This window comes from Pseudoalteromonas sp. S4741, from assembly GCF_005886135.1.
GTDB lineage: Bacteria > Pseudomonadota > Gammaproteobacteria > Enterobacterales > Alteromonadaceae > Pseudoalteromonas > Pseudoalteromonas tetraodonis.
Genome location: NZ_PNCN01000054.1, coordinates 15,550 through 37,064, shown reverse-complemented (window position 1 = coordinate 37,064; position 21,515 = coordinate 15,550). Strand labels below are relative to the sequence as shown.

Annotated in this window: 19 protein-coding genes and 1 pseudogene; 13 read left to right on the top strand and 7 right to left on the bottom strand. The window is 40.1% G+C overall.

The genetic code is table 11. The annotated features are described in order from the left end of the window. Window positions 1–176: 176 nt before the first annotated feature. The 3 genes from CWC30_RS18745 to CWC30_RS09045 form a co-directional block, all read right to left on the bottom strand. A complete protein-coding gene (locus CWC30_RS18745) occupies window positions 177–431 on the bottom strand; it encodes a hypothetical protein (protein ID WP_249929843.1) in 255 nt (84 codons plus the stop codon). Between the two features lie 326 nt (window positions 432–757). Further along, window positions 758–1,132: a hypothetical protein gene (locus tag CWC30_RS09050; protein ID WP_036983956.1), complete on the bottom strand. Its 375-nt coding sequence runs from the start codon at window positions 1,130–1,132 to the stop codon at window positions 758–760. A gap of 255 nt (window positions 1,133–1,387) precedes the next feature. Continuing rightward, entirely contained in the window at window positions 1,388–1,816 is a 429-nt protein-coding gene (locus CWC30_RS09045; RefSeq protein ID WP_036983954.1) for an Lrp/AsnC family transcriptional regulator, read from the bottom strand. 190 nt (window positions 1,817–2,006) lie between these two features. Here CWC30_RS09045 and CWC30_RS09040 point away from each other — a divergent pair, with 190 nt between their 5' ends. From CWC30_RS09040 to CWC30_RS09025, 4 genes are all read left to right on the top strand, one after another. Beyond that, window positions 2,007–3,212 (top strand): aspartate aminotransferase family protein, encoded by a 1,206-nt coding sequence (locus CWC30_RS09040; RefSeq protein WP_138626925.1) that lies wholly within the window; start codon window positions 2,007–2,009, stop codon window positions 3,210–3,212. 81 nt (window positions 3,213–3,293) lie between these two features. Beyond that, window positions 3,294–4,328 carry an arginine N-succinyltransferase gene (astA, locus tag CWC30_RS09035; RefSeq protein WP_013463229.1) on the top strand — a complete coding sequence of 345 codons (1,035 nt, stop codon included), beginning with the start codon at window positions 3,294–3,296 and terminating at the stop codon, window positions 4,326–4,328. Between the two features lie 8 nt (window positions 4,329–4,336). Beyond that, entirely contained in the window at window positions 4,337–5,803 is a 1,467-nt protein-coding gene (astD, locus tag CWC30_RS09030) for a succinylglutamate-semialdehyde dehydrogenase (RefSeq protein WP_138626924.1), read from the top strand. A gap of 27 nt (window positions 5,804–5,830) precedes the next feature. Continuing rightward, entirely contained in the window at window positions 5,831–6,634 is an 804-nt protein-coding gene (locus CWC30_RS09025; protein WP_036983952.1) for a DUF1338 domain-containing protein, read from the top strand. Between the two features lie 218 nt (window positions 6,635–6,852). Here CWC30_RS09025 and CWC30_RS09020 read toward each other — a convergent pair whose 3' ends face one another. Continuing rightward, entirely contained in the window at window positions 6,853–8,133 is a 1,281-nt protein-coding gene (locus tag CWC30_RS09020; RefSeq protein WP_064663025.1) for a flavohemoglobin expression-modulating QEGLA motif protein, read from the bottom strand. A gap of 146 nt (window positions 8,134–8,279) precedes the next feature. Between CWC30_RS09020 and CWC30_RS09015 the strand changes: the two genes are divergently transcribed. The 7 genes from CWC30_RS09015 to CWC30_RS08985 all read left to right on the top strand — a co-directional run bounded on the left by CWC30_RS09015 (window position 8,280) and on the right by CWC30_RS08985 (window position 15,092). Next, window positions 8,280–8,537, top strand: coding sequence for a DUF3081 domain-containing protein (locus CWC30_RS09015; RefSeq protein ID WP_013463225.1), 258 nt, complete (start codon window positions 8,280–8,282; stop codon window positions 8,535–8,537). Beyond that, window positions 8,537–8,839, top strand: coding sequence for a hypothetical protein (locus tag CWC30_RS09010; protein ID WP_024600891.1), 303 nt, complete (start codon window positions 8,537–8,539; stop codon window positions 8,837–8,839). The genes CWC30_RS09015 and CWC30_RS09010 overlap by 1 nt, the downstream gene beginning before the upstream one ends. Window positions 8,840–9,277: 438 nt before the next feature. Then, window positions 9,278–9,853 (top strand): transcriptional regulator BetI, encoded by a 576-nt coding sequence (gene betI, locus CWC30_RS09005; RefSeq protein ID WP_008111458.1) that lies wholly within the window; start codon window positions 9,278–9,280, stop codon window positions 9,851–9,853. Between the two features lies 1 nt (window position 9,854). After that, complete coding sequence (betB, locus tag CWC30_RS09000) at window positions 9,855–11,318, top strand: betaine-aldehyde dehydrogenase (protein ID WP_036984072.1); 1,464 nt, start codon at window positions 9,855–9,857, stop codon at window positions 11,316–11,318. A gap of 9 nt (window positions 11,319–11,327) precedes the next feature. Next, window positions 11,328–12,995 carry a choline dehydrogenase gene (gene betA / locus CWC30_RS08995; RefSeq protein ID WP_138626923.1) on the top strand — a complete coding sequence of 556 codons (1,668 nt, stop codon included), beginning with the start codon at window positions 11,328–11,330 and terminating at the stop codon, window positions 12,993–12,995. 166 nt (window positions 12,996–13,161) lie between these two features. Further along, window positions 13,162–14,379 carry a BCCT family transporter gene (locus CWC30_RS08990; protein WP_036983948.1) on the top strand — a complete coding sequence of 406 codons (1,218 nt, stop codon included), beginning with the start codon at window positions 13,162–13,164 and terminating at the stop codon, window positions 14,377–14,379. Window positions 14,380–14,387: 8 nt separating this feature from the next. Beyond that, window positions 14,388–15,092, top strand: a complete 705-nt coding sequence (locus tag CWC30_RS08985) for a TorF family putative porin (protein WP_138626922.1) — start codon at window positions 14,388–14,390, stop codon at window positions 15,090–15,092. Between the two features lie 96 nt (window positions 15,093–15,188). Here CWC30_RS08985 and CWC30_RS08980 read toward each other — a convergent pair. Further along, a pseudogene (locus tag CWC30_RS08980) lies at window positions 15,189–16,353 on the bottom strand (DUF5916 domain-containing protein); the annotation flags it as partial. A gap of 10 nt (window positions 16,354–16,363) precedes the next feature. Beyond that, window positions 16,364–16,687, bottom strand: a complete 324-nt coding sequence (gene fdxA / locus CWC30_RS08975) for a ferredoxin FdxA (RefSeq protein ID WP_008114035.1) — start codon at window positions 16,685–16,687, stop codon at window positions 16,364–16,366. Window positions 16,688–16,875: 188 nt separating this feature from the next. Here fdxA and CWC30_RS08970 point away from each other — a divergent pair, with 188 nt between their 5' ends. Further along, window positions 16,876–18,483 (top strand): NAD(P)/FAD-dependent oxidoreductase, encoded by a 1,608-nt coding sequence (locus tag CWC30_RS08970; RefSeq protein WP_138626921.1) that lies wholly within the window; start codon window positions 16,876–16,878, stop codon window positions 18,481–18,483. A gap of 92 nt (window positions 18,484–18,575) precedes the next feature. Then, entirely contained in the window at window positions 18,576–20,081 is a 1,506-nt protein-coding gene (locus tag CWC30_RS08965; RefSeq protein WP_138626920.1) for an amidase family protein, read from the top strand. 28 nt (window positions 20,082–20,109) lie between these two features. Here the strand turns inward: CWC30_RS08965 and CWC30_RS08960 are convergent, their stop codons facing one another. Continuing rightward, the gene (locus tag CWC30_RS08960) at window positions 20,110–21,411 is read right to left on the bottom strand and encodes a DEAD/DEAH box helicase (protein WP_016899720.1); all 1,302 of its coding nucleotides are present in this window, start codon (window positions 21,409–21,411) and stop codon (window positions 20,110–20,112) included. Between the last annotated feature and the right edge of the window lie 104 nt (window positions 21,412–21,515).

Here is a 21,515-nt window from a genome sequence, read left to right as displayed (position 1 = left end):
GGATAATAAATCCATCTCAAGCAGCTATTTTCAGCGCTAACTGCGTTGAATTTACTTGCAATAGGCTAGCTATTGACGCGTAATTTCGCCTTGTTTTCACTAAAAATCTCTAGCTTGAGAAAATAAACATAAATATCATTTTGATTCAATATGTTAGTAAATCTCTTAACCAGAGTTCAGGTTAAATAGTTTTCAAATATGCGGCAAAAAGCATTTAGCATCACTTGAGCCGAACTATCTAAACTTTTTGAAACCACAGAAATGGCAGCAACTGTTTTTTCTTGGCGGGTAATGGGGAGGCAACGGCGTTCAATTCCATCGGCAGACTGAACAGTAATAATACAGGCAGAGCGTAAACACGATAGAAGTTCATCCTCAGGCTGTGCAACAATTTGTCGTTGTACCCACTCTAATTGCTTTTCACCCGTCACTTTTAAGCAAAGACTTTGCTCAATAGTCAGTTGGCCTTAAAATTCTATATCTTTATAAACTAAGACCTTTTTACAGCCTATAAATTCTTGGATGGTCGATATCAAACTATATTCAAGAGAATCTACATCTCTATTTTTTGCTATTTTGATGACTGAATTCAGTAAATTTTCTTGCATTGTACTCCCTAAAGCAAACTGGGCGTTTGAGCATTAATAAAATTTAGAATAGACCACGCAGTGGAATATGCTAAATAAAAATTCAAGCATCAATGCTCATTCAGTTTAGGAGCCGCGCTTTTAATATATTAAGAACTGTAAGTGCTATTTTAGCTATTGGTCATGCAATTAATAAACTTCTCAGAGAGCTGTGTTATAGCCACTTTATCAGTGTACATAGGCTCGTTATTTTTTATTATAAACTCAGCACATTGTGCTTGAGATTGTTTGAATTTTTGCTTACATGAGTTTACCGATTCGCCAATTACTTCTTGGTAGATAGTTTCATCACACAAGCTATCGGCAAATTGACTCGCCCCGGTAATAATTTCATTAATGCTGACAGGAGAGGATTCTAATTTGAAGAATATATCGCTGTAAGTTTCAACCGTTATGCTCTGTGCAGGGTCAAATAAAGTCGTTTTTGCACTTAAATATGAGCCACCTATTAATAATGCCACAGCAGCCATTGTTGTGTATTTCATAACATTTCCTTGTAAAGTCTTAGCCCAGTGGTGCTAAAAACGTCCTATTTCACTCACATCTTATTAGCCAATGCTAATAAAATTAGTAACTGTATTGATGAGATTTATTAAGTACCGGAGAATTGCAACAAATGCAGGGCAATAAGCCTATTGATTTGGTTAAAAATATTCCTTGTTCCTAATATCGAGTAGACTACAATCAAGTTAGCTTAAATGCAATAATTAATGCTCACTGAATGTACTAAATAAATCGAATTAACGCTTAAATTTAGTCTCTAAAATAACCGAGGAACGGGTACGCTCTACCCCATCTAAGTTACCAATATCATCAAGTAAGTGGCTTAACTTCTCAAGGTTCTGTGCTTCTACAATGGCAATTAAATCAAACTCTCCACTAATTGCATACAACTGAGAAATCGCATCAATTTGCTTTAATTCAATATTAGTTTTTGTTGTTAGCTTATGTTTTACTTTTATTGAAACATGCGCAGAGACCAAGCTATTTAAAAAGTCATCTCCAAAGTCAACGCTATAACCCTTAATGATCCCACTTTGCTCTAATTTTAGCATTCGGCTTTGCACCGTTGAACGAGATAAACTCAAGTGCCTTGCAAGGTCAGAAATGCTAGCGCGGGCGTTCGTTTTTAATACTGAGAGTAGTTTTTCATCTTGGGGAGTTATCATAATGCTAATTAAATTCGTTAATTTGACTATTATTCTAATCATTTTTCACAAAATAGCACTGCAAATTTCATTCATAACCTTTGATAATGACATTTTTAATAAGTAAAACACATTGTATTGCTGAATCATCTTGACCTTATCGTTATTTTTTCAGCAACGTATTTTTTATGTGAATAATTTAGGTGTAAAAATGCAAGTAACCAGAGATTTATTTAACGACGTAATGGTCCCTAATTACAACCCTTCAGCTGTTGTTCCTGTTCGCGGTGAAGGCTCACGTGTGTGGGATCAGAACAATAACGAATTTATCGATTTTGCCGGTGGTATTGCAGTTAATTGTTTAGGGCATTGCCATCCTGCATTAGTCGGTGCACTTAAAGAGCAAGGCGAAAAAATTTGGCACTTATCAAATGTAATGACCAATGAGCCAGCTCTTCGTCTAGCTAAAAAAATGGTTGATGCCACGTTTGCTGAAAAAGTTTACTTTGCAAACTCAGGGGCTGAAGCAAACGAAGCAGCATTAAAATTAGCACGTCGCTTTGCACTGGATAAATTTGGTGCTGAAAAAACTAAAATTATTGCTTTCAATAAAGGTTTTCATGGTCGTACATTTTTCACTGTAACAGTGGGTGGCCAAGCTGCTTATTCTGACGGTTTTGGTCCAAAACCTGCTGATATTGTGCATTGTGACTACAATGATATTGCCGCTTTTGAAGCCTTAATTGGTGATGATACCTGTGCGGTAATGATGGAGCCATTACAAGGTGAAGGCGGCATTGTGCCACCAACTAATGAATTTGCACAAAAAGTACGTGAACTGTGTACTAAACACAACGCACTACTTATTTTTGATGAAGTGCAAACCGGCGTTGGCCGTACAGGTCACTTATACGCATACGAAGGCTTAGATGTTGTTCCTGATATCTTAACGACGGCTAAAGCCTTAGGTGGCGGTTTTCCAATTGGCGCTATGATCACCACCACTGAAATTGCAGCACACCTAAAAGTAGGCACGCATGGGTCTACATATGGTGGTAACCCGTTGGCTTGTGCTGTTGCAGAAGCGGCATTTGATACCGTTAATACGCCTGCTGTATTAAATGGCGTAAAAGAGCGTGAACATATGTTCCGTGATGGTTTAAATGCAATTAATGAAAAATACCATGTATTTAGCGAAATCCGTGGTAAAGGCTTACTAATCGGTGCGGTACTAAATGAGAAATTTGAAGGCCGCGCTCGTGACTTTTTAGTAGCAAGTGCAAATAACGGCTTAATGAACTTAGTAGCCGGTATGAACGTTATTCGTTTTACACCTTCATTAGTGATCCCATTTGAGGACATTAAAGAAGGCTTAGCTCGCTTTGAAAAAGCAGTAAGCGATGTAGTAAACGGTTAATAACTAAGTAAAACATAACTAAGTCCTGAGGCAAACACACGTTTACCTCAGGATTTTATATGTTGTTGGAGCAAGTAGTTAATGCAAGTATTACGTCCTATTACTGTCAATGATTTTGCAGCACTTAAAGAGATTGCCATTGAGTCTGGCCATGGCTTTACCTCTTTACCTGTCGATGATGGGCAACTACAAGAAAAAATTGATCGTGCGCAAAACAGTTTTACTAAAAACGTAGATAAGCCCATCGACGAAAGCTATCTATTTGTTTTAGAAGACAGTGAAACCGGAAAGGTAATTGGTACTACCGCCATTGAAGCGGCCGTCGGGTTATCTGTACCTTTGTATCATTATCATCTAGGTAAAACCGTTCATCACTCACCTACCTTAAACGTTTACAATACCGTAGATATTTTGAGTATGTGTAATGACTACACTGGCTGCTCAGAAATATGTACTTTATTTTTACGTGAAGACAGTAGAAAAGGCCTGACGGGACGTTTTTTATCACGTTCACGTTTTTTATTTATGGCGCAACACAGTGAGCGCTTTGCCGACACAGTAATTGCTGAAATGCGTGGTGTTAGCGACGAAGACGGTCACTCGCCATTTTGGCAATGGTTACAGGAACACTTTTTTAGCATTGAATTCCCACAAGCCGACCATTTAGTGGGGTTAGGCGATAAAGTGTTTATTAGCGAACTCATGCCTAAATACCCTATCTATGTGAATTTGCTGAGCAAAAAAGCACAAGCGGTGATTGGCCATGTGCATGATAAAACCAAACCAGCACTTAAACTGCTTGAAAAAGAAGGATTTGAACACCGCGGATATGTTGATTTATTTGACGCAGGCCCCACTGTAGAAGCAAAACTCGGTAATATTCGCAGTATTCGTGATTCACAGGTGTGCCCTATTACTATTGGCGAGCTTGAACATATTAATGAGCAAAGCTCAGACACCCTTGCTATTTGTAATCAAGGGGTTAGTGACTTTAGAGCCACATTCACTAAACATGCTCATTATAATCAGGCAAAGCACACCTTAATCATCAGCCAAGAAGTAGCTGATGCACTTCATTTAAAACAAGGAGATGCAGCGCGATTTTTCCGCCTGTAACATTATTTATGAACACACAACTAATTAATAATCAATGGCTTGTAGGCAAAGGTCCAGCGTTTGATTCTATTAACCCAAGTAATGGTGAAATTGTATGGCAAGGTAATGGCGCCAACGCAGAGCAAGTTGACAGTGCCATTAAAGCGGCAAGAGCCGCGCAAGTTCAATGGGCAGATATGCCAATTGAGCAACGTATTACTATTTTAGAAAACTTCGTAGCCCAACTAAAAGAACACAGCGAAGAGTTAGCCACTATTATTGCTCGTGAAACAGGTAAACCGCTATGGGAAACACGCACAGAAGTGGGCGCGATGACAGGCAAAGTGGCCATTTCGATCCGTGCTTACAATGAACGTACTGGTACAACCGAAAACCCAATGCCTGGTGCAAAAGCCTTTATTCGCCACAAACCTCACGGTGTGGTCGCTATTTTTGGTCCGTATAATTTCCCTGGGCATTTACCAAACGGCCATATTGTACCAGCCATACTAGCCGGTAATACCGTGGTATTTAAACCATCAGAATTAACACCTCATGTAGCGCAGTTTACCTTAGAACTATGGTTAAAAGCAGGCTTACCTGCTGGGGTTATAAACCTTGTTCAAGGTGAGTTAGAAACAGGTAAAGCGCTGGCCTCACACCAAGATATAGATGGCCTATTTTTTACTGGTAGCTCAAACACAGGGCATTTATTACATAAACAATTTGCTGGCCACCCAGGTAAAATTTTAGCGCTTGAAATGGGCGGTAATAACCCGCTAGTGGTTAAAGATGTTGCTGATGTTAGCGCCGCCGTGCACGATATTATTCAATCGGGTTTTATCACCTCAGGCCAACGCTGTACTTGTGCACGCCGTTTGTTTATTGAAAAGTCGCCCAATGGCGATGCTATTTTAGAAAAGCTGATTAGCGCCACCAAAAATATCTTAGTAGACGATAGCTTTGCGGACGAACAACCTTTTATGGGTGCCATGATCAGTGAAAAAGCCGCATTAGGCATGGTGGCAGCGCAAGCTGAGCTAGTTAAACAAGGTGCTGAGATTCTTGTTGAGCTTAAGCAGTTAAAATCAGGCACTGGGTTTGTAAGCCCAGGCATTATTGATGTCACTAATATAAGCGAAATTGCCGATGAAGAACACTTTGGCCCGCTTATAAAAGTATATCGTTACACTGATTTCAATAGCGCTATAACAGAAGCAAACAACACCAGCTTTGGTTTATCTGCTGGTTTACTTGCTGATAGCGAAGATGATTACAGTCACTTTTTAAAACGTATTCGTGCCGGTATTGTTAACTGGAACCGCCCTATTACAGGCGCATCAAGCGCAGCGCCATTTGGTGGTATAGGTGCCAGTGGCAACCATAGAGCCAGTGCATACTATGCAGCAGATTACTGCGCATACCCAGTGGCCTCAGTAGAGTCAGAAAAAGTTAATTTACCGCAAACCCTCGCGCCGGGCTTAATAATTGAATAACAATTTAAACAGATTTAAGGATTTACCATGCATACCGATGTAAACACATTATTTGATAACCTGTGGCAAAACTACCTAAGCGTAACGCCATCGGCTGACAAAATTCATGACCTATTAGGCTCAACGCAAAAAGACGACATAATCAACGACCATATTGCGCTGCGTACTTTTAATATTGAAAAAGTAGGCCTTGAAAAACTAGCTGCACACTTTTTAGCCATTGGCTACAAAGAGTGTGGTGAGTATCATTTTGAAGCAAAAAAACTCTACGCTAAGCATTACGAGCACAGCGATCCAACGCAACCTAAAGTATTTATTTCTGAGTTATTAGTTGAAAAATGCTCGCCTGAACTACAAGCAATTGTCACTGATATGGTTTCACAAATTGACGAAAGCGCAGTGACTGCCGATAACTTTTTATATTCAGGCACGCATTGGCAAGTAAGCACCGATACATACAAAAAGTTATTAGCTGAGAGCGAATATGCGGCGTGGATGTCTGCGTGGGGTTATCGTGCCAATCACTTCACCGTGAACATTAATACTTTGGCTAAGTTTGATAACATCCATGATGTAAACCAAGCTCTTAAAGATGCAGGTTTTGCACTCAATACCTCAGGGGGTGAAGTAAAAGGCTCACCAGAGGTGCTATTAGAGCAATCATCAACATTAGCTGATGAATACGCTGTAACCTTTAGCGATGGCGATATGCGCATTCCTAGCTGTTTTTACGAGTTTGCTATTCGTTATCCAAAACCTGATGGTGAAATTTACACCGGTTTTGTCGCTGCCTCTGCAGACAAAATATTTGAAAGCACCAACGCACGATAACCAAAGTGTGTTGAATTTAAAAAGCCCACTTTTGGGCTTTTTTTGTGCCTAATGAATGGTTTAAAACAATTTTATATATCGATAAAACGATAAATAAAAATGAGAACAATCAATTGCCCCCTTATGGGCATGCAGGCTTATGTGTGTAAACTTAAACGCAGTTGCTTATTCCAACTGCGTTTTTTGCTAAAAAAAGTAGCCGCCCTTCCTCTTTAATATTATAAAAACAACGGCTTATAGTCGTTTTCTAGTTGTTCGAATGACAAATCGCCAATAAATCGACCAAAGCTGAGCCACGTAGCAAGGCCTCTTAAATCTTTAAAATGAGGCGGCACAAATTGCGGATTTTCAATGACACCTAAGTCATGCAATTGCGATATTAATCTAAAGTCATCAATTGATATTTTACCCACCAGCAATAATGGCAACTGATCAATTCGACCAAGCTGTATCGCCACCCTAATTAAGTTGTAAACTAAAACAAAGCCTTTTATGTAAGCAATATCTTTGGTAAAGGGTAAGCCGGTTGCGGTACTGCCTCTAAAAACGCGCTGTGCAAGGGTATAGCTGTCGTCTTTTGATAAACCTTGAGCAACGTAATCTCGGTAAATATCGATAAACTCAGCGCCATCAATTACTTTCGTCACCGCTTGAATACGGTTTACTAATTTTGATAAGCGACGTGGTGTTGACTTAAGAGTAATAATTTCCGTCAGTACTGCAAGCCCCTCTTGGGTCACCGTAGAGCTTGGTGTGCCTTTACTCAAGCAAGTTAAATAAGGTTGCGCTAAGCCATTTTGAGTGGTGCCTACATGGATCCAGCCCTCGTGCACCTCTAAAATATCTAATTCGCGCTGAGAAAACTTAACATCTTGATTGAGCTTAATATTATTAGCACCTGCTGCCGCATCGCTGACAATACCATCACTTAGCATCACTTCTACGTTTATTCCCGGCATGCTGGCATTGACCTGTTCAGATAAAATCCGCACCGCGTCGCTGGCATCAATATTTTTAGGATCTTCAGGCAAAATATCCGCTGCAAGTAAATTTTTTAAAGGCTGTTCGAGCATATTAGCCAGTTCTGATAGCGATGGCTCACCGGCATGAAACAAATCTTTAGGATGACCAAATAGCTCCACTGATAAGTCATGAAACTCTGGCGTACCGCGGTATTCAAGCATACTCAGAACCGTTTTATATTCGGTACACATTTTACCCATATATTGTGCAATTGGGTTTAATTGTCCCAACTGATTAATAATATTGCGGTGCAGTGTTGAAAATGCTTGGCGCAACTCGCTAGGAACAAACCCTAAATCGCGCTGTTGATAATAAGCACGATCAATAAGTGGATTTTTTTGACATTTTTGTCTAAAAAATTCCTCTTTAATTTGTTTATCCCAATTTATTGCATCGAGTATTCTAATGGGTGTTTGCAATGCAATGAGTTGGTCGGATAATTCACGAGTTTTCAAAAGTAACGCTTTGTCTATCATGGTAAAAGCTCAACAAAAAGTGAACTTTGAGCATAATTTATAAATGAAAAATAACAAAGCAATATCATACTTTTTAGACTATTGTTTTTATGATGATCGACCCTCACTTCTATAGCGTATGAGTGATTAAATAAAAGGGACAAACAATGAAAAATGAAATCGACAATAAACAGATTCTAGCGGTTTACGAACGCATTCAACAACGCGGAGAAGTCACAGAAGAAGGTAAATTTTATCAAGGGATCACTGCATATTCTGACATAGATGGCTATACCGTCTATTTACAAGGTAGTGGTGTTTTACTTCGCTTTGGGTTTCATAATACTTATCACCTTGATTATGAACATGACAAACACAAAGACGACTTTTTGAAAAAACTTTACAACATAGCTAATGAAGAGTGATGCGATCAACAAATAGAAGAAACAGACCAACCAGTTCGCGCAATTTGCAGTTTATTAATCAAGTTATTGCGCAATTAAAAGCAGAGCCTGAAAAACTGCAACTCATCAAAAACAACCTTGCTTATTACCGTGCGCAAACGCATTTAAAGCGTGGATTTTTACTTGCAATAGAACGTTTTGATTGGGTATTTGAAGCGACCGATAATATTGATGAAATTTGCGACCAAATTATGGCTGACGATTATATTGGCAACCGTTTAAGACGTTATCCTTTGTTATTTAAAGGCGTTGTTGAAACCTAAACAGCGTCTTTATTTATCTCTTCACTAAGTTAACATTTCTGTAAATTAATCTCATATTTCACTTCCTGAATCTTTTTTCTTGGATCTTCCGACAAACTCGCCTTACCACTTTTTAAAGTAACCTGCCCACAAAAAATACAATTAGTACTCTAATAGTTATCACACTAATAAATAAATCATTAAAAGTTTCACCAATAATGTAAACAAATAATTACACCGCAAAATTCAATCAAAAAAATACACGTAACAAATTGTTATTAAATGATATTTTATAAAAACCCAGCTTGTTAATATAACTTCATTTTAGACTTATTTTATTAAATATTTATCCACATTTCAGACACTCACCATTTGCAGGAACCTTGAATTGTTAGAGCTATTACCTTAAGCTTATCTTTATTGAACGATCAATTAATAAAAATTATGCCTAAAGTTGGAATGGAACCTGTAAGGCGTCAGCAGCTAATTGACGCAACAATAGAGTCAGTTGCGCAAAAAGGGTTACAAGCAACCACAATTAATAGTATTAGCAAAAATGCGGGGATGTCCTCTGGCATAATTAGCCATTATTTTGGTGGGAAACAGGGGCTAATTGAAGCAACTGTGCGTTACTTACTGTCTAACTTGAAAGATGATTTGATCAGCAAGGTAGATGAAAAGACCACACCAACTCAAAGGTTAATGTTTATTGTTGAATCAAACTTTGCGCTAGTACAACAACGAAAAGACACCACTCGGACGTGGTTAAGCTTTTGGGCGCAATCAATGCACGACAAGGAACTTCATCGTTTACAAAATGTAAACAGCAAACGCTTGCAAAGCAATTTAACCGTTTCATTTAAGCAATTAATGCCTTTAGCGCAAGCAAATCTCGCGGCAGAGTTAACCGCAGCAATGATTGATGGTTTATGGCTACGAGCCGTATTAAGCCAATCAGACGAAAATCAGTTTAAACACAGTGAATCACTGGCTAAAAACTACGTGCATTCACTTATCAAGCAATATGGAGCCTAACGTGACTACACCTATCTATCAAAACTTTATCAACGGTCAATTCCTTGCAAACAAAAGCGGCGAAACATTTGATGTAGTAAACCCTGCAACCGGCCAAGTAATTTATGCCGTTGAAGTTGCCGATGAATACGTTCAAAACGCAGCAATTGAAAGTGCAAAACAAGGCTTTAAAGTTTGGTCAGCTATGACCCCTATTGAGCGCAGCCGTATTTTATTAAACGCCGTTGCTATTTTACGCAAGCGTAATGATGAGCTTGCACTAGTTGAAGTGCTCGATACCGGTAAACCAATGCAAGAAGCTAACTGCGTAGATGTTGAAACAGGTGCAGATGTAATTGAATATTTTGCAGGCCTTGCCCCTGCGCAAGTTGGTCAACAACAAATGGTTGGCGATGACTTTTACTACACACGCAAAGAGCCTTTAGGTATTTGTGCTGGTATTGGTGCATGGAACTACCCATTACAAATTGCATGTTGGAAGTCTGGCCCTGCCCTTGCAGCGGGTAATGCATTTATTTTTAAACCTTCAGAAGAAACCCCGCTTGGCGCAATTAAATTAGCCGAGGTGTTTATTGAAGCAGGTGTACCCGCTGGCGTATTCAATGTAGTTCAAGGCGCGAGTGAGGTAGGCCAATGGCTTACTGCACACCAAGATATTGAAAAAGTATCATTTACTGGTGAAGTAGGTACCGGTAAAAAAGTCGTCGCCAGTGCTGCAGGTACATTAAAAGATGTGACTATGGAACTAGGTGGTAAATCGCCATTATTAGTATTTGACGATGCCAATATAGAGCAAGCAGTAAGCGCGGCAATGTTAGGGAACTTTTATACCCAAGGTGAAATTTGTACTAATTGCACTCGTATCTATGTTCACAAAAATGTGTACCAGCAGTTTATTGATGAGCTTAAAACACGCACCGAAAACAATATTATTGCCGGCGATCCACAAGATTTAAACACTAACTTTGGCGCGCTTATTTCTAAAAAGCATCAAGATTTAGTGCTGAGCTACATCAACAAAGGCATTGAAGAAGGGGCAACGCTATTAACCGGTGGCTCAACGCTTTCACCAGCATCAGCGCCAAATGGTTATTTTGTAGCGCCAACCGTATTTGTTGATTGCAACGATGAAATGACCATCGTCAAAGAAGAAATTTTTGGCCCAGTAATGAGCGTTTTAGTGTTTGATGACGAAGATGATGTTATTGCACGTGCTAACGGCACTCACTTAGGTTTAGCTGCAGGCGTTTTCACTAGCGATATTAAACGTGCTCATCGCGTTATTCATCAGCTACAAGCGGGGATTTGTTGGATCAATGCTTACGGTAACTCGCCGGCAGAAATGCCTGTAGGTGGCTATAAACAATCAGGTATCGGCCGCGAAAACGGCATACAAACGCTTGATCATTACACGCAAACTAAGTCTGTTTATGTTGGTATGGCTGACATAGAAAGCCCATTTTAAGGAATCATTATGAACCACTCTTTTGATTATATTATTGTAGGCGCAGGGTCGGCAGGCTGTGTGTTAGCAAATCGCCTGTCTGAAGATTCAAGTAACAAGGTATTGTTACTTGAAACCGGCGGCAGCGATAAAAGCATCTTTATTAAAATGCCCACTGCTCTGTCGATTCCAATGAATACCGATAAGTATGCGTGGCAATTTCATACGCAGCCAGAAAAGTACTTAGATAACCGTGAAATGCACTGCCCACGCGGTAAAGTGCTTGGCGGCTCATCATCTATTAATGGCATGGTGTATGTACGTGGTCATGCAAAAGATTTTGATGAATGGCAGCAACATGGCGCTAATGGCTGGAATTATCAAGCCTGTTTACCGTATTTTAAAAAAGCAGAAAGTTTTTACCTAGGTGAAAACAGCCATCGTGGTGGAAAAGGCCCCCTTGGCGTTAATAACGGTAATAACATGGAAAACCCTTTGTATAGCGCCTTTATTGATGCTGGTGCTCAAGCGGGTTATGCCACTACAGCTGATTATAATAGTGCTCAACAAGAAGGCTTTGGCCCTATGCACATGACCGTTAAAAACGGTGTGCGCAGCTCAGCCTCTCGTGAATATTTAGATCCGATTAAACATCGCAGTAACCTAACAATTGTAACCGATGCACTTGCGCAGCGCGTTATTTTAGACGGTAAAAAAGCAACCGGTGTTGAATACAAGCTCAATGGCACAGTTAAAACAGCCACAGCAAGTAAAGAGGTTATTTTAAGTGCGGGCTCTATCGGTTCTCCTCACCTGTTACAACTGTCCGGTATTGGTGATACACAAATACTTGAAAAAGCAGGTGTTGAAGTAAAACATCACCTACAAGGTGTTGGTCAAAACTTGCAAGACCATTTAGAGTTTTACTTTCAATATAAGTGTAAACAACCCATTACCTTAAACGGTAAATTAGGCTTGTTTTCTAAAGGTTTAATTGGTGCAAAATGGCTGCTTACCCGTAAAGGTTTAGGCTCAACTAATCACTTTGAATCATGTGCCTTTATTCGCTCAAAACCTGGTGTTGAATGGCCTGATATTCAGTATCACTTTTTACCCGCAGCAATGCGTTATGATGGACGCAGTGCATTTGCAGGGCATGGTTTTCAAGTGCATGTAGGTCATAACAAACCTAAAAGTCGTGGTAGCGTCACCATTGCCTCAGCGGATCCGACGCAGCCACCAAAGATTGTGTTTAATTATCTTGAGCACCAAGACGACATTGAAGGCTTTAGGGCGTGCGTACGTTTAACGCGTGAAATTATTGAACAACCTGCCTTTGACGACTTTCGTGGTGAAGAAATTCAACCAGGGCAACAAGTTCAAACGGATGAGCAAATTGATGCCTTTGTGCGCAAAGCAGTGGAAAGTGCTTACCACCCTTCTTGCTCTTGTAAAATGGGTGAAGACGACATGGCTGTAGTTAACTCAAATACCCAAGTCCATGGCATGCAAAGCTTGCGTGTAGTTGACTCGTCGATTTTTCCAACCATACCTAATGGTAATTTAAATGCGCCTACCATTATGGTGGCCGAAAAAGCCGCTGATATTATTTTAGGTAATAAGCCTTTAGCTCATACAGGAGTTGATGTTGTGAATGCCACTGATTGGCAAACTTCACAACGAAATAAAACCCTTTAATTTAGCCTGCCATAAAGGCCACTCTTTTAAGCAAAATGCTTTAAGGAGTGCCTTTATGCGCCTTGCAGTGGCTCACAAGCATAAATAGGTTATGCCTGTGTTAATGCAAGCACAATAAAAAACGGAGTATATATGTGTTATTTTTATTCATTCTGGGAGGGCGATAATGACTATTTGGCTTAATGCAGGCATTATTTTCACCTTACTTGCCATTGTTACTATTTTAATAAAATGGGGTAATGTACGTGTAGTAGGCGTCACACCAGTGAGAACATTCACTTTTATAGCAATCCTGTTTACCTCAGGCCTAGACGTTGGCCTTATTATGTTTCCTTTAACCGAATTTGCCGGTTATGCAGACATAAAAGCAAGCCCAGAATATGCATTTGCCAACCCACTCTCTATTGAGTTTGGTTATTGGGGATTTTTAATTTGGGGATTTTATTTTCTTACGTGCTTTTATTTCTGTGTAATAGAACCCAAAGTGAAATTTTTTGAAATTCCATGGGTTAAGTTTATAAATAATGTCGTTATTATTGGTACCTGTGCGTTTACCGCTTACTTATTACTGAGTAACTTGCCGTGGTATTTACCTGAACTCGGTGATGGCTCAAATGTTATTCCTGCGTTTTACTTAATCGTGCTTGCCGCTATTTGCTTTGCGGTGTATTCAAGTACCGATATTAAATATGTACGCTTTTTAAGTATTGCAACTACTTGGTTGTTTATAGCCCTAATTGGCTTTATGTGGGCTGATGCCTTCTTATTTGGCGACAGTGAACTCTCTGCATTTACTAAAAACATCGGATTAATTGGTAATTACTTTGCCAACATCAATGAGTTTGTATTACCACTGAATGATTACCATGAGTTTTACTTATTTTGGTGGTTTGCGTGGAGTATTATGATTGGTCAATTTACATCGCGTTTTGTGGGCGGTCTAAAAACATACCAAGTACTGGGCGCTATGTTAATTTTCCCGTCAATTCCAATCGCTATCTGGTTTAGTGTGTTATATCACTATCACGAAGCCGGCATTCCAACTTCAGGTATTAAAAACTTTGCCATGGTGTTTGTAGGTATCGTGTTTGTTATCAACTCGCTCGATTCACTGATCCGTTTATACACAGATAATTTAAACTTAACTGTAAAACGCCTTGGTAAATTTAAGTACATTGCCATGAACGTTGTCGCTTTGTCGCTACTAACATTGCTATTTAAGCTTGAGTTTTTACAAATTCAATGGGTTGGTGCTTTAGTTATAGGGTTATTCTTTATTTGTATTGGTTTTATTGCCTACAGCAAACTTAAAACAGTCAGCAATATCGAAGGATCGCCTAAAGCGAATAAAATTGATTACACAAAAATAGAAACAATCAGCTAGGAAATCACATGAACAATAAATTAAAACACCTTTTTATCGCTTTACCATTAACTGTTTTATCAACAACAGCAGCGGCTAACTGGTCAACAACGATTACGGCTGCATCTGATTACACCTTTAATGGTGTAACTCAAACAGATAACGATCCTGCGCTACAAGCAAGCCTTGACTACGCGTATGATAACGGTGTTTATGCCGGTGTATGGGCATCAAACGTAGATTTTGGTGATGACACCGACTTTGAACTAGATGCATACGTAGGCCGATACATTCAGTTAAACGAACAAGTAAGCCTTGATTACGGTATTGCTTATTACACTTACCAAGGTAATAACAGCGATGGTAACTATGCAGAAGCGTATACTAAATTTGGTTACGCCAGTGACTACGGCCAAACAGAGCTTAACTTTTGGTACAGCTGGGATTACTTTGGCTACGATACTGGCCATGTGATTTCGATGATTGCGCACACTTTCGAGCTTGCGCCAAATCATGCGATTCGTGCCAGCTTTGATATTTCAAACTCACTCGATGGCAATAAGTTCCAATGGGATGAAGCTAAGGGCGACAAATCGTATTATCACTACCGCTTAGCGTACCAAACAAGCTATGAAGGGTTTGGTATTGAAGTAGCAGCTGAGAATACCAGCTTGGACTACGATTACGCCGATGAGCGAATTGTACTTGCTATCTCACGTACTTTTGACTTGTAATAACTAGGTTTACCATTTAGTAAAACAAAAAACACGCTACCCAGTAGCGTGTTTTTTATTGCCTAGCAAAACCTTGCTTTCATAATGTTTATAACCTTATAACTGCCACGCATAACTGACTTTAGTACAGAAAGTACGTTGGTCACGCTCAATGCTTTTTAACGAGTCACCCTGATAACCTTTATCTGAATAACCTAAATAAAATAACGTTTGTGCGTTAATTTTGTATGAGTAAACCAGCTGACTTTCATAATCTTTGTTGATTTCACTAACCTGATAAAAGTAAGCATCTTCATTTCTGTCTATATCTTCAAACTGTAAAATCAGGTTAAGCATAGCGCGCATGCTAAACTTATAATAAAGCCTAAAATCAATAAGGTTTGCGGTAAAAACACGTCGCCCTTGGTAATCATCTAAATGACTATAATTATGCCTAACATCCACCTGCCAATGATTATTAATATCCCAAACAGCCTGCGGTTGTGTAGTTAAAACATCGCCTAACTGCTCATTAGTGTAATCTATACGGCTTGCGTATTCGGCGTATAACCATAATCTTAGATCTTTTGTAGGTCTAAAAGCGGCAAGTTGTTGGTATCAGCATTCGCGATTTGATAATTAAGCGTATCTGACTGATTAAACCATAGCTGCCATCAACCGATAGCACCGTATTATGGTAGTCACTACTTTCTCTATGTGTAGAAGTGACACCAATAGTACTTTGTTGGCCAATATCATATTGGTATCGCGCCACCGCCGCTTTGGTTTTATCATTTAAGTTGGCAAAGCCCGAGCCTTGGTTAGTTGGCAATAAAATATTACTGTTGTCGTCATCTGCAAACATTAGCGCATAACTGTGGCTGTCGGTTTTACCGGTGAGCTTGGCGCCAATAGTAGGCTCAGCTATGGTACGGGTATAAAGCAGTTCAAATAAGTTACTTTTAAAGTAAGATGCGCCATCTAAGAAAAACGGGCGTTTTTCTGCGTAATAAATAGAATATGTGGTGTTTACATCCAGTTCTAACGAATCGGTTTCTACCTGAGAAAAGTCAGGGTTTATGGTGGCATTAATTACGGCATCTTTAGTAATACCCCAACGAAGATCAAGCCCTAATTCAGTGTCTACATCGCCATTATCCCACGCACCAGGTACTTGTGTTTTTTGATCGTTTCTCAGTGCGGTTAATGTTGGCGTTAATTGCAGGTTTTTACTCGGTGCTAAATTATTAAATCCGCTTATTATGTCAAACTGACACAACGAAGTAGAATGATTATGTGTCGAGAAGTTTTAATTTATTAGCCACACCATTCCAGCTATCGGCATCTTCCGGGGCGGGTTTAACTTGGGTGATGCGTGGCCATATTTCTGCTAGCTCCGCATTTAATTGGGTAAACTCTTTTTGCGATTCAGGTAATTCATCTTCTTGAAAAATAGCATCAGCGGCACACTCAGGTACGCATAAACCACAGTCAATACAGTCAATAGGGCTAATAGCCAAAAAATTAGGACCTTCAAAAAATGCATCTGCAGGGCATACTGATACGCAATCAGTATACTTACATTTTATACAGTTTTCGGTGACTACAAACGCCATAATGGTTTAATACCTAATGTTTCACAATAACAGCTGCGGATCATACCCAACCCTTACCAAAACACAATAAATAAGTGCCAAAAGTGGGCAATTTAACGTAACATATGGCGCTTATAAATCAGCGCTTTGTGCACACCCCTTATTGTGAGCGGAATTTACTTTCCGCTATGACACCAAAAGAGATATTAATGATACGTTTAACCGAAATAAAGCTGCCGCTTGACCATGACGAAAATGCTATTGGCCAAGCCATCATCAATAAATTAAATATAAGCCCAGAGCAGCTACACAGCTACAATGTGTTTAAACGCGGTTACGATGCACGTAAAAAAAGCGCCATTTTACTGATTTACACGCTTGATGTTGAGGTAGACAACGAAGCACACCTGTTAACCTCGTTTGAAAAAGACCAACACGTTAAAGTCTCCCCTGACACCAACTACAAATTTGTAGCACACGCTAATAGCAGCATTAAAGAGCGCCCTGTAGTAATTGGCTTTGGCCCATGTGGTTTATTTGCCGGTTTAGTGCTGGCACAAATGGGCTTTAAACCAATTATTTTAGAGCGCGGTAAAGAGGTACGTGAACGCACCAAAGACACCTTTGGCTTTTGGCGTAAAAAGGCACTTAATACAGAATCAAACGTACAGTTTGGTGAAGGTGGTGCAGGCACGTTCTCAGACGGTAAGCTCTACAGCCAAGTAAAAGATCCTAAACATTATGGTCGTAAAGTCATTACTGAGTTTGTAGAGGCTGGTGCTCCTGAAGAAATTTTATACGTGAGTAAGCCGCATATTGGTACCTTTAAACTGGTAACCATGATTGAAAAAATGCGTGCACGTATTATTGAACTTGGTGGTGAGATTCGTTTTAGCACGCGCGTTGACGATATTCATTTAGACAACGGCCAAGTGACTGGGCTTACGCTTTCTAATGGTGAACAGCTCGAAACTCGCCATGTGATATTAGCGGTTGGCCACAGTGCCCGCGATACGTTTAAAATGATCCACGATAAAGGCATTTATGTTGAAGCTAAACCCTTTTCAGTGGGCTTTAGAATAGAACATAAGCAATCAATGATTGATGAATGCCGCTTTGGTGATAATGCGGGTAACCCTATTTTAGGCTCTGCAGATTACAAATTAGTACACCATTGTAATAACGGCCGTACTGTATATAGCTTTTGTATGTGCCCTGGCGGCACAGTAGTAGCCGCTACATCTGAAGAAGGCCGAGTCGTCACCAATGGCATGAGCCAATATTCACGTAGTGAACGTAATGCTAACAGCGCTATTGTAGTGGGTATTTCGCCAGAAAAAGACTTCCCTGGGCATCCCCTAGCCGGCATTGATTTACAGCGTAAGCTAGAAGAGCAAGCCTATGAACTTGGTGGTAAAAACTACGATGCCCCTGCACAGCTGATTGGTGACTTTTTAAAAGGTAAATCATCGGCTAATTTAGGCGATGTACAGCCTTCGTATACACCAGGCATAAAACTGACTGATTTAAGCAACGTATTACCTCCTTTTGCGATTGAAGCCTTGCGTGAAGCAATTCCTGCCTTTAATAAACAAATTCGTGGCTTTTCAACCAATGGTGGCTTACTAACGGGTGTAGAAACGCGTACTTCATCACCTATTAGTATCAAGCGCGATAAAACTTTCCAAAGCATTAATACCAAAGGGCTTTACCCTGCAGGTGAAGGCGCAGGTTATGCAGGCGGTATTTTATCAGCGGGTATTGATGGCATTAAAGCCGCAGAGGCGGTTGCGTTATCGATGCTAGAAAACGCCTAACTCGATTTAATCGACCTTTATCGAAAAACCTCACGTTGTGAGGTTTTTTTGTGCTAAAAATGTCCTGTGTTTCCATAAAATAGATAATAACAATGAGTATAAAACGGCTACTTTTAATCTTATGTGTTTGCACAATAACTAACTTACACGCAGCGACTAACAATACAGAGCTTAAAACCATTAGTGACATTCACAGTGCCTATAAAAATAATACCACCACCGCTGAGCAGCTTACCCGCACTTATATCGACAGAATAAACACTCTTAACCCTAAATATAATGCGGTAATTAGTATTGAGCCCACTGCAATTGAACAAGCCAAACAACTCGATGCGCTGTTTAAAGCCAGAAAATGGGCAGGCCCTTTACATGGTATTGCGGTATTACTAAAAGATAACATTGAAACAACAGGTACATTACCCACCACAGCAGGTTCACTGGCACTTAAAAATAACGTTACCGATAAAGATGCCTTTGTGGTTAAACAATTACGCCAAGCAGGCGCTATTATTTTAGGCAAAGCGAACTTAAGTGAATGGGCTAATTTTCGCTCATCGTATTCATCATCTGGTTGGAGTGCAATAGGTGGGCAAACCCATAACGCCCATGATGTAACTCGTAATCCGTGTGGCTCAAGTTCGGGCTCTGCTGTGGCGGTTGCTTTAAATTTTGCACCTATTGCGCTGGGCACCGAAACCGACGGTTCGATTACCTGCCCTGCTTCGGTTAATGGGGTGTACGCCATTAAACCCAGTATGGGGCAAGTTTCACGCGCAGGCGTGATCCCCCTTTCTAGTAGCCAAGATTCGGTAGGTCCAATGGCGCATTCTTTAAAAGATGCACTCGCGGTATTATCAGTCATTCAAGGTGAAGACTCAGACGATGTATCGACACTCAACGTAAATAGAAAGCTTGATAGTATAGCGCCTAAGCCATCACTGAGGATAGGCGCGTTACCTGCCAGTAAGTTTACTGTGGCAACACAAAAGCTTTACGCTAAGCAGTTACAAACATTAAAAGACGCAGGTCATACCGTTGTCAATGTTGCAGTAAAAGATGACTTAAGCACGCTTTACGTTGATGAATACGCCATCCTACTTTACGACTTTAAAGCCGAAATTAACCACTACTTAAGCAAAACACCAACGCAGGTAACCGTAAAAAGTTTAGATGAGTTAATCGCATTTAATAGCGCAAATAAACAGCAGGAAATGCCCTACTTTGAGCAAGATATTTTACAACAAGCTAACGCGGTTGATTTGAGTGAAATACAACGATACAAAAGCACCAAAGCGCGATATCGCGCACTAGCAAACCGCGCTATTAGCAATTTATACCGCAATAATAAGCTCGATATTGTAATTGCCCCCACCGTTTCGCCCGCGTGGAAAACCGATTTAATTAACGGTGATAACTTTAAAGGCAGTAGTAGTTCATTGCCTGCTATTGCAGGGACGACCCATATTACTTTACCGGTTGGTAAAGTAAGCCACTTACCGGTTGGTTTATCAGTTATAGCTAATCAGAACGATGAAGCGGCTGCGTATAAGTACGCTGCTATTATCGATAATGTATTAGGCATAAAAAAACCTGAGTAAACTCAGGTTTTTTAATGGCTTAGCTATCTTACTTTTTAAGTGATAGCTTTTCGCCTTTTAAGCTTTTACGTACATTAGAAATTCGCGAACGGTTTTTCGCTCTCGCTTCACCGGTAGCTTGGCCTGATGGCTTATTAGCACGGGTGCGGCGTAAATGCGCTGGCTTTTTACCAATTTTATCAATCAGTACTTCACGATTACTTACTTCGTAACCTTCTAAGTAAACACGTTTAATTTTTTGACCAATTAAGGTTTCAATTTCAAACAACATGTTTTCTTCTTCGCGACTCACAAACGAAATTGCTTGTCCTTGGTTACCAGCACGACCGGTACGGCCAATACGGTGTACGTAATCTTCAGCAAGCCAAGGTAAATCAATATTAATAACACGTGGTAAACCGTCAATATCAATACCACGGGCTGCTACTTCTGTTGCAACTAGAACCCGTACTTTGCCTTCTTTGAATTCACGTAACGCACGACGACGGTTACCCTGCGATTTATCACCATGACACACTGCAGCTGGGATACCGTCTAGGTTAAGTTCAGTGACTAGCTCATCTGCGGTTTCTTTCATGTTTACAAACACCAGCACTTGCTGCCAGTTTTTCTTACCAATCAGCTCAGAAAGCAACTCTTGCTTACGGCGCTCTTCTACCGGGTAAACCACGTGTTGTACTGTGCTTGCGGTGCTGTTAGTTTGATCAACACGGACAATTTCAGGTTGCTTTAGCACTTTAGAGGCAAATTGTTTAATTGCTGCTGGGAAAGTTGCTGAAAACAATAAGATTTGACGCTCATCAGCACAGCTTTTTATCACGCTTTGCATGTCATTAATAAAGCCCATATCGAGCATACGGTCAGCTTCATCAAGTACTAAATGTTTTACTTGGGCAAGGCTTAAGTTACCTAAACGAATATGATCAAGTAAACGCCCTGGTGTTGCTACTACAATATCCACACCTTCTTTGAGTGCAATTTCTTGTCCTGCGGTATTAACACCACCAAATAAACTCACTACTTTTAGCGAAGTGTACTTAGCAAAGTCTTTAAAGTTATTCGCTATTTGCTCTGCAAGCTCACGCGTAGGCGCAAGGACTAAGGCGCTTGGCGCATTCGTAGTACTGCAATCTGACTCAAATAATTTTTGAATAATAGGGAGTGCAAAGGCAGCGGTTTTACCTGTACCGGTTTGAGCACTTGCTAAAACGTCTTTACCTTTACGAACAGCCGGAATAGCTGCGCGCTGAATGGGCGTAAGGGTGTGGTAATTAAGTTCGTCTAACGCCTGAATAAGTTCAGGGGCAAAACTAAAAGATTTAAAATTCATTGCTGTATAACCTGCGGCCACATTATCAAGGGTCGCAAATTATACAGCAAATTCGCTTAAACAGTTAGTTTTAAACACCAGAAACCACTAATTTATAAAATGCA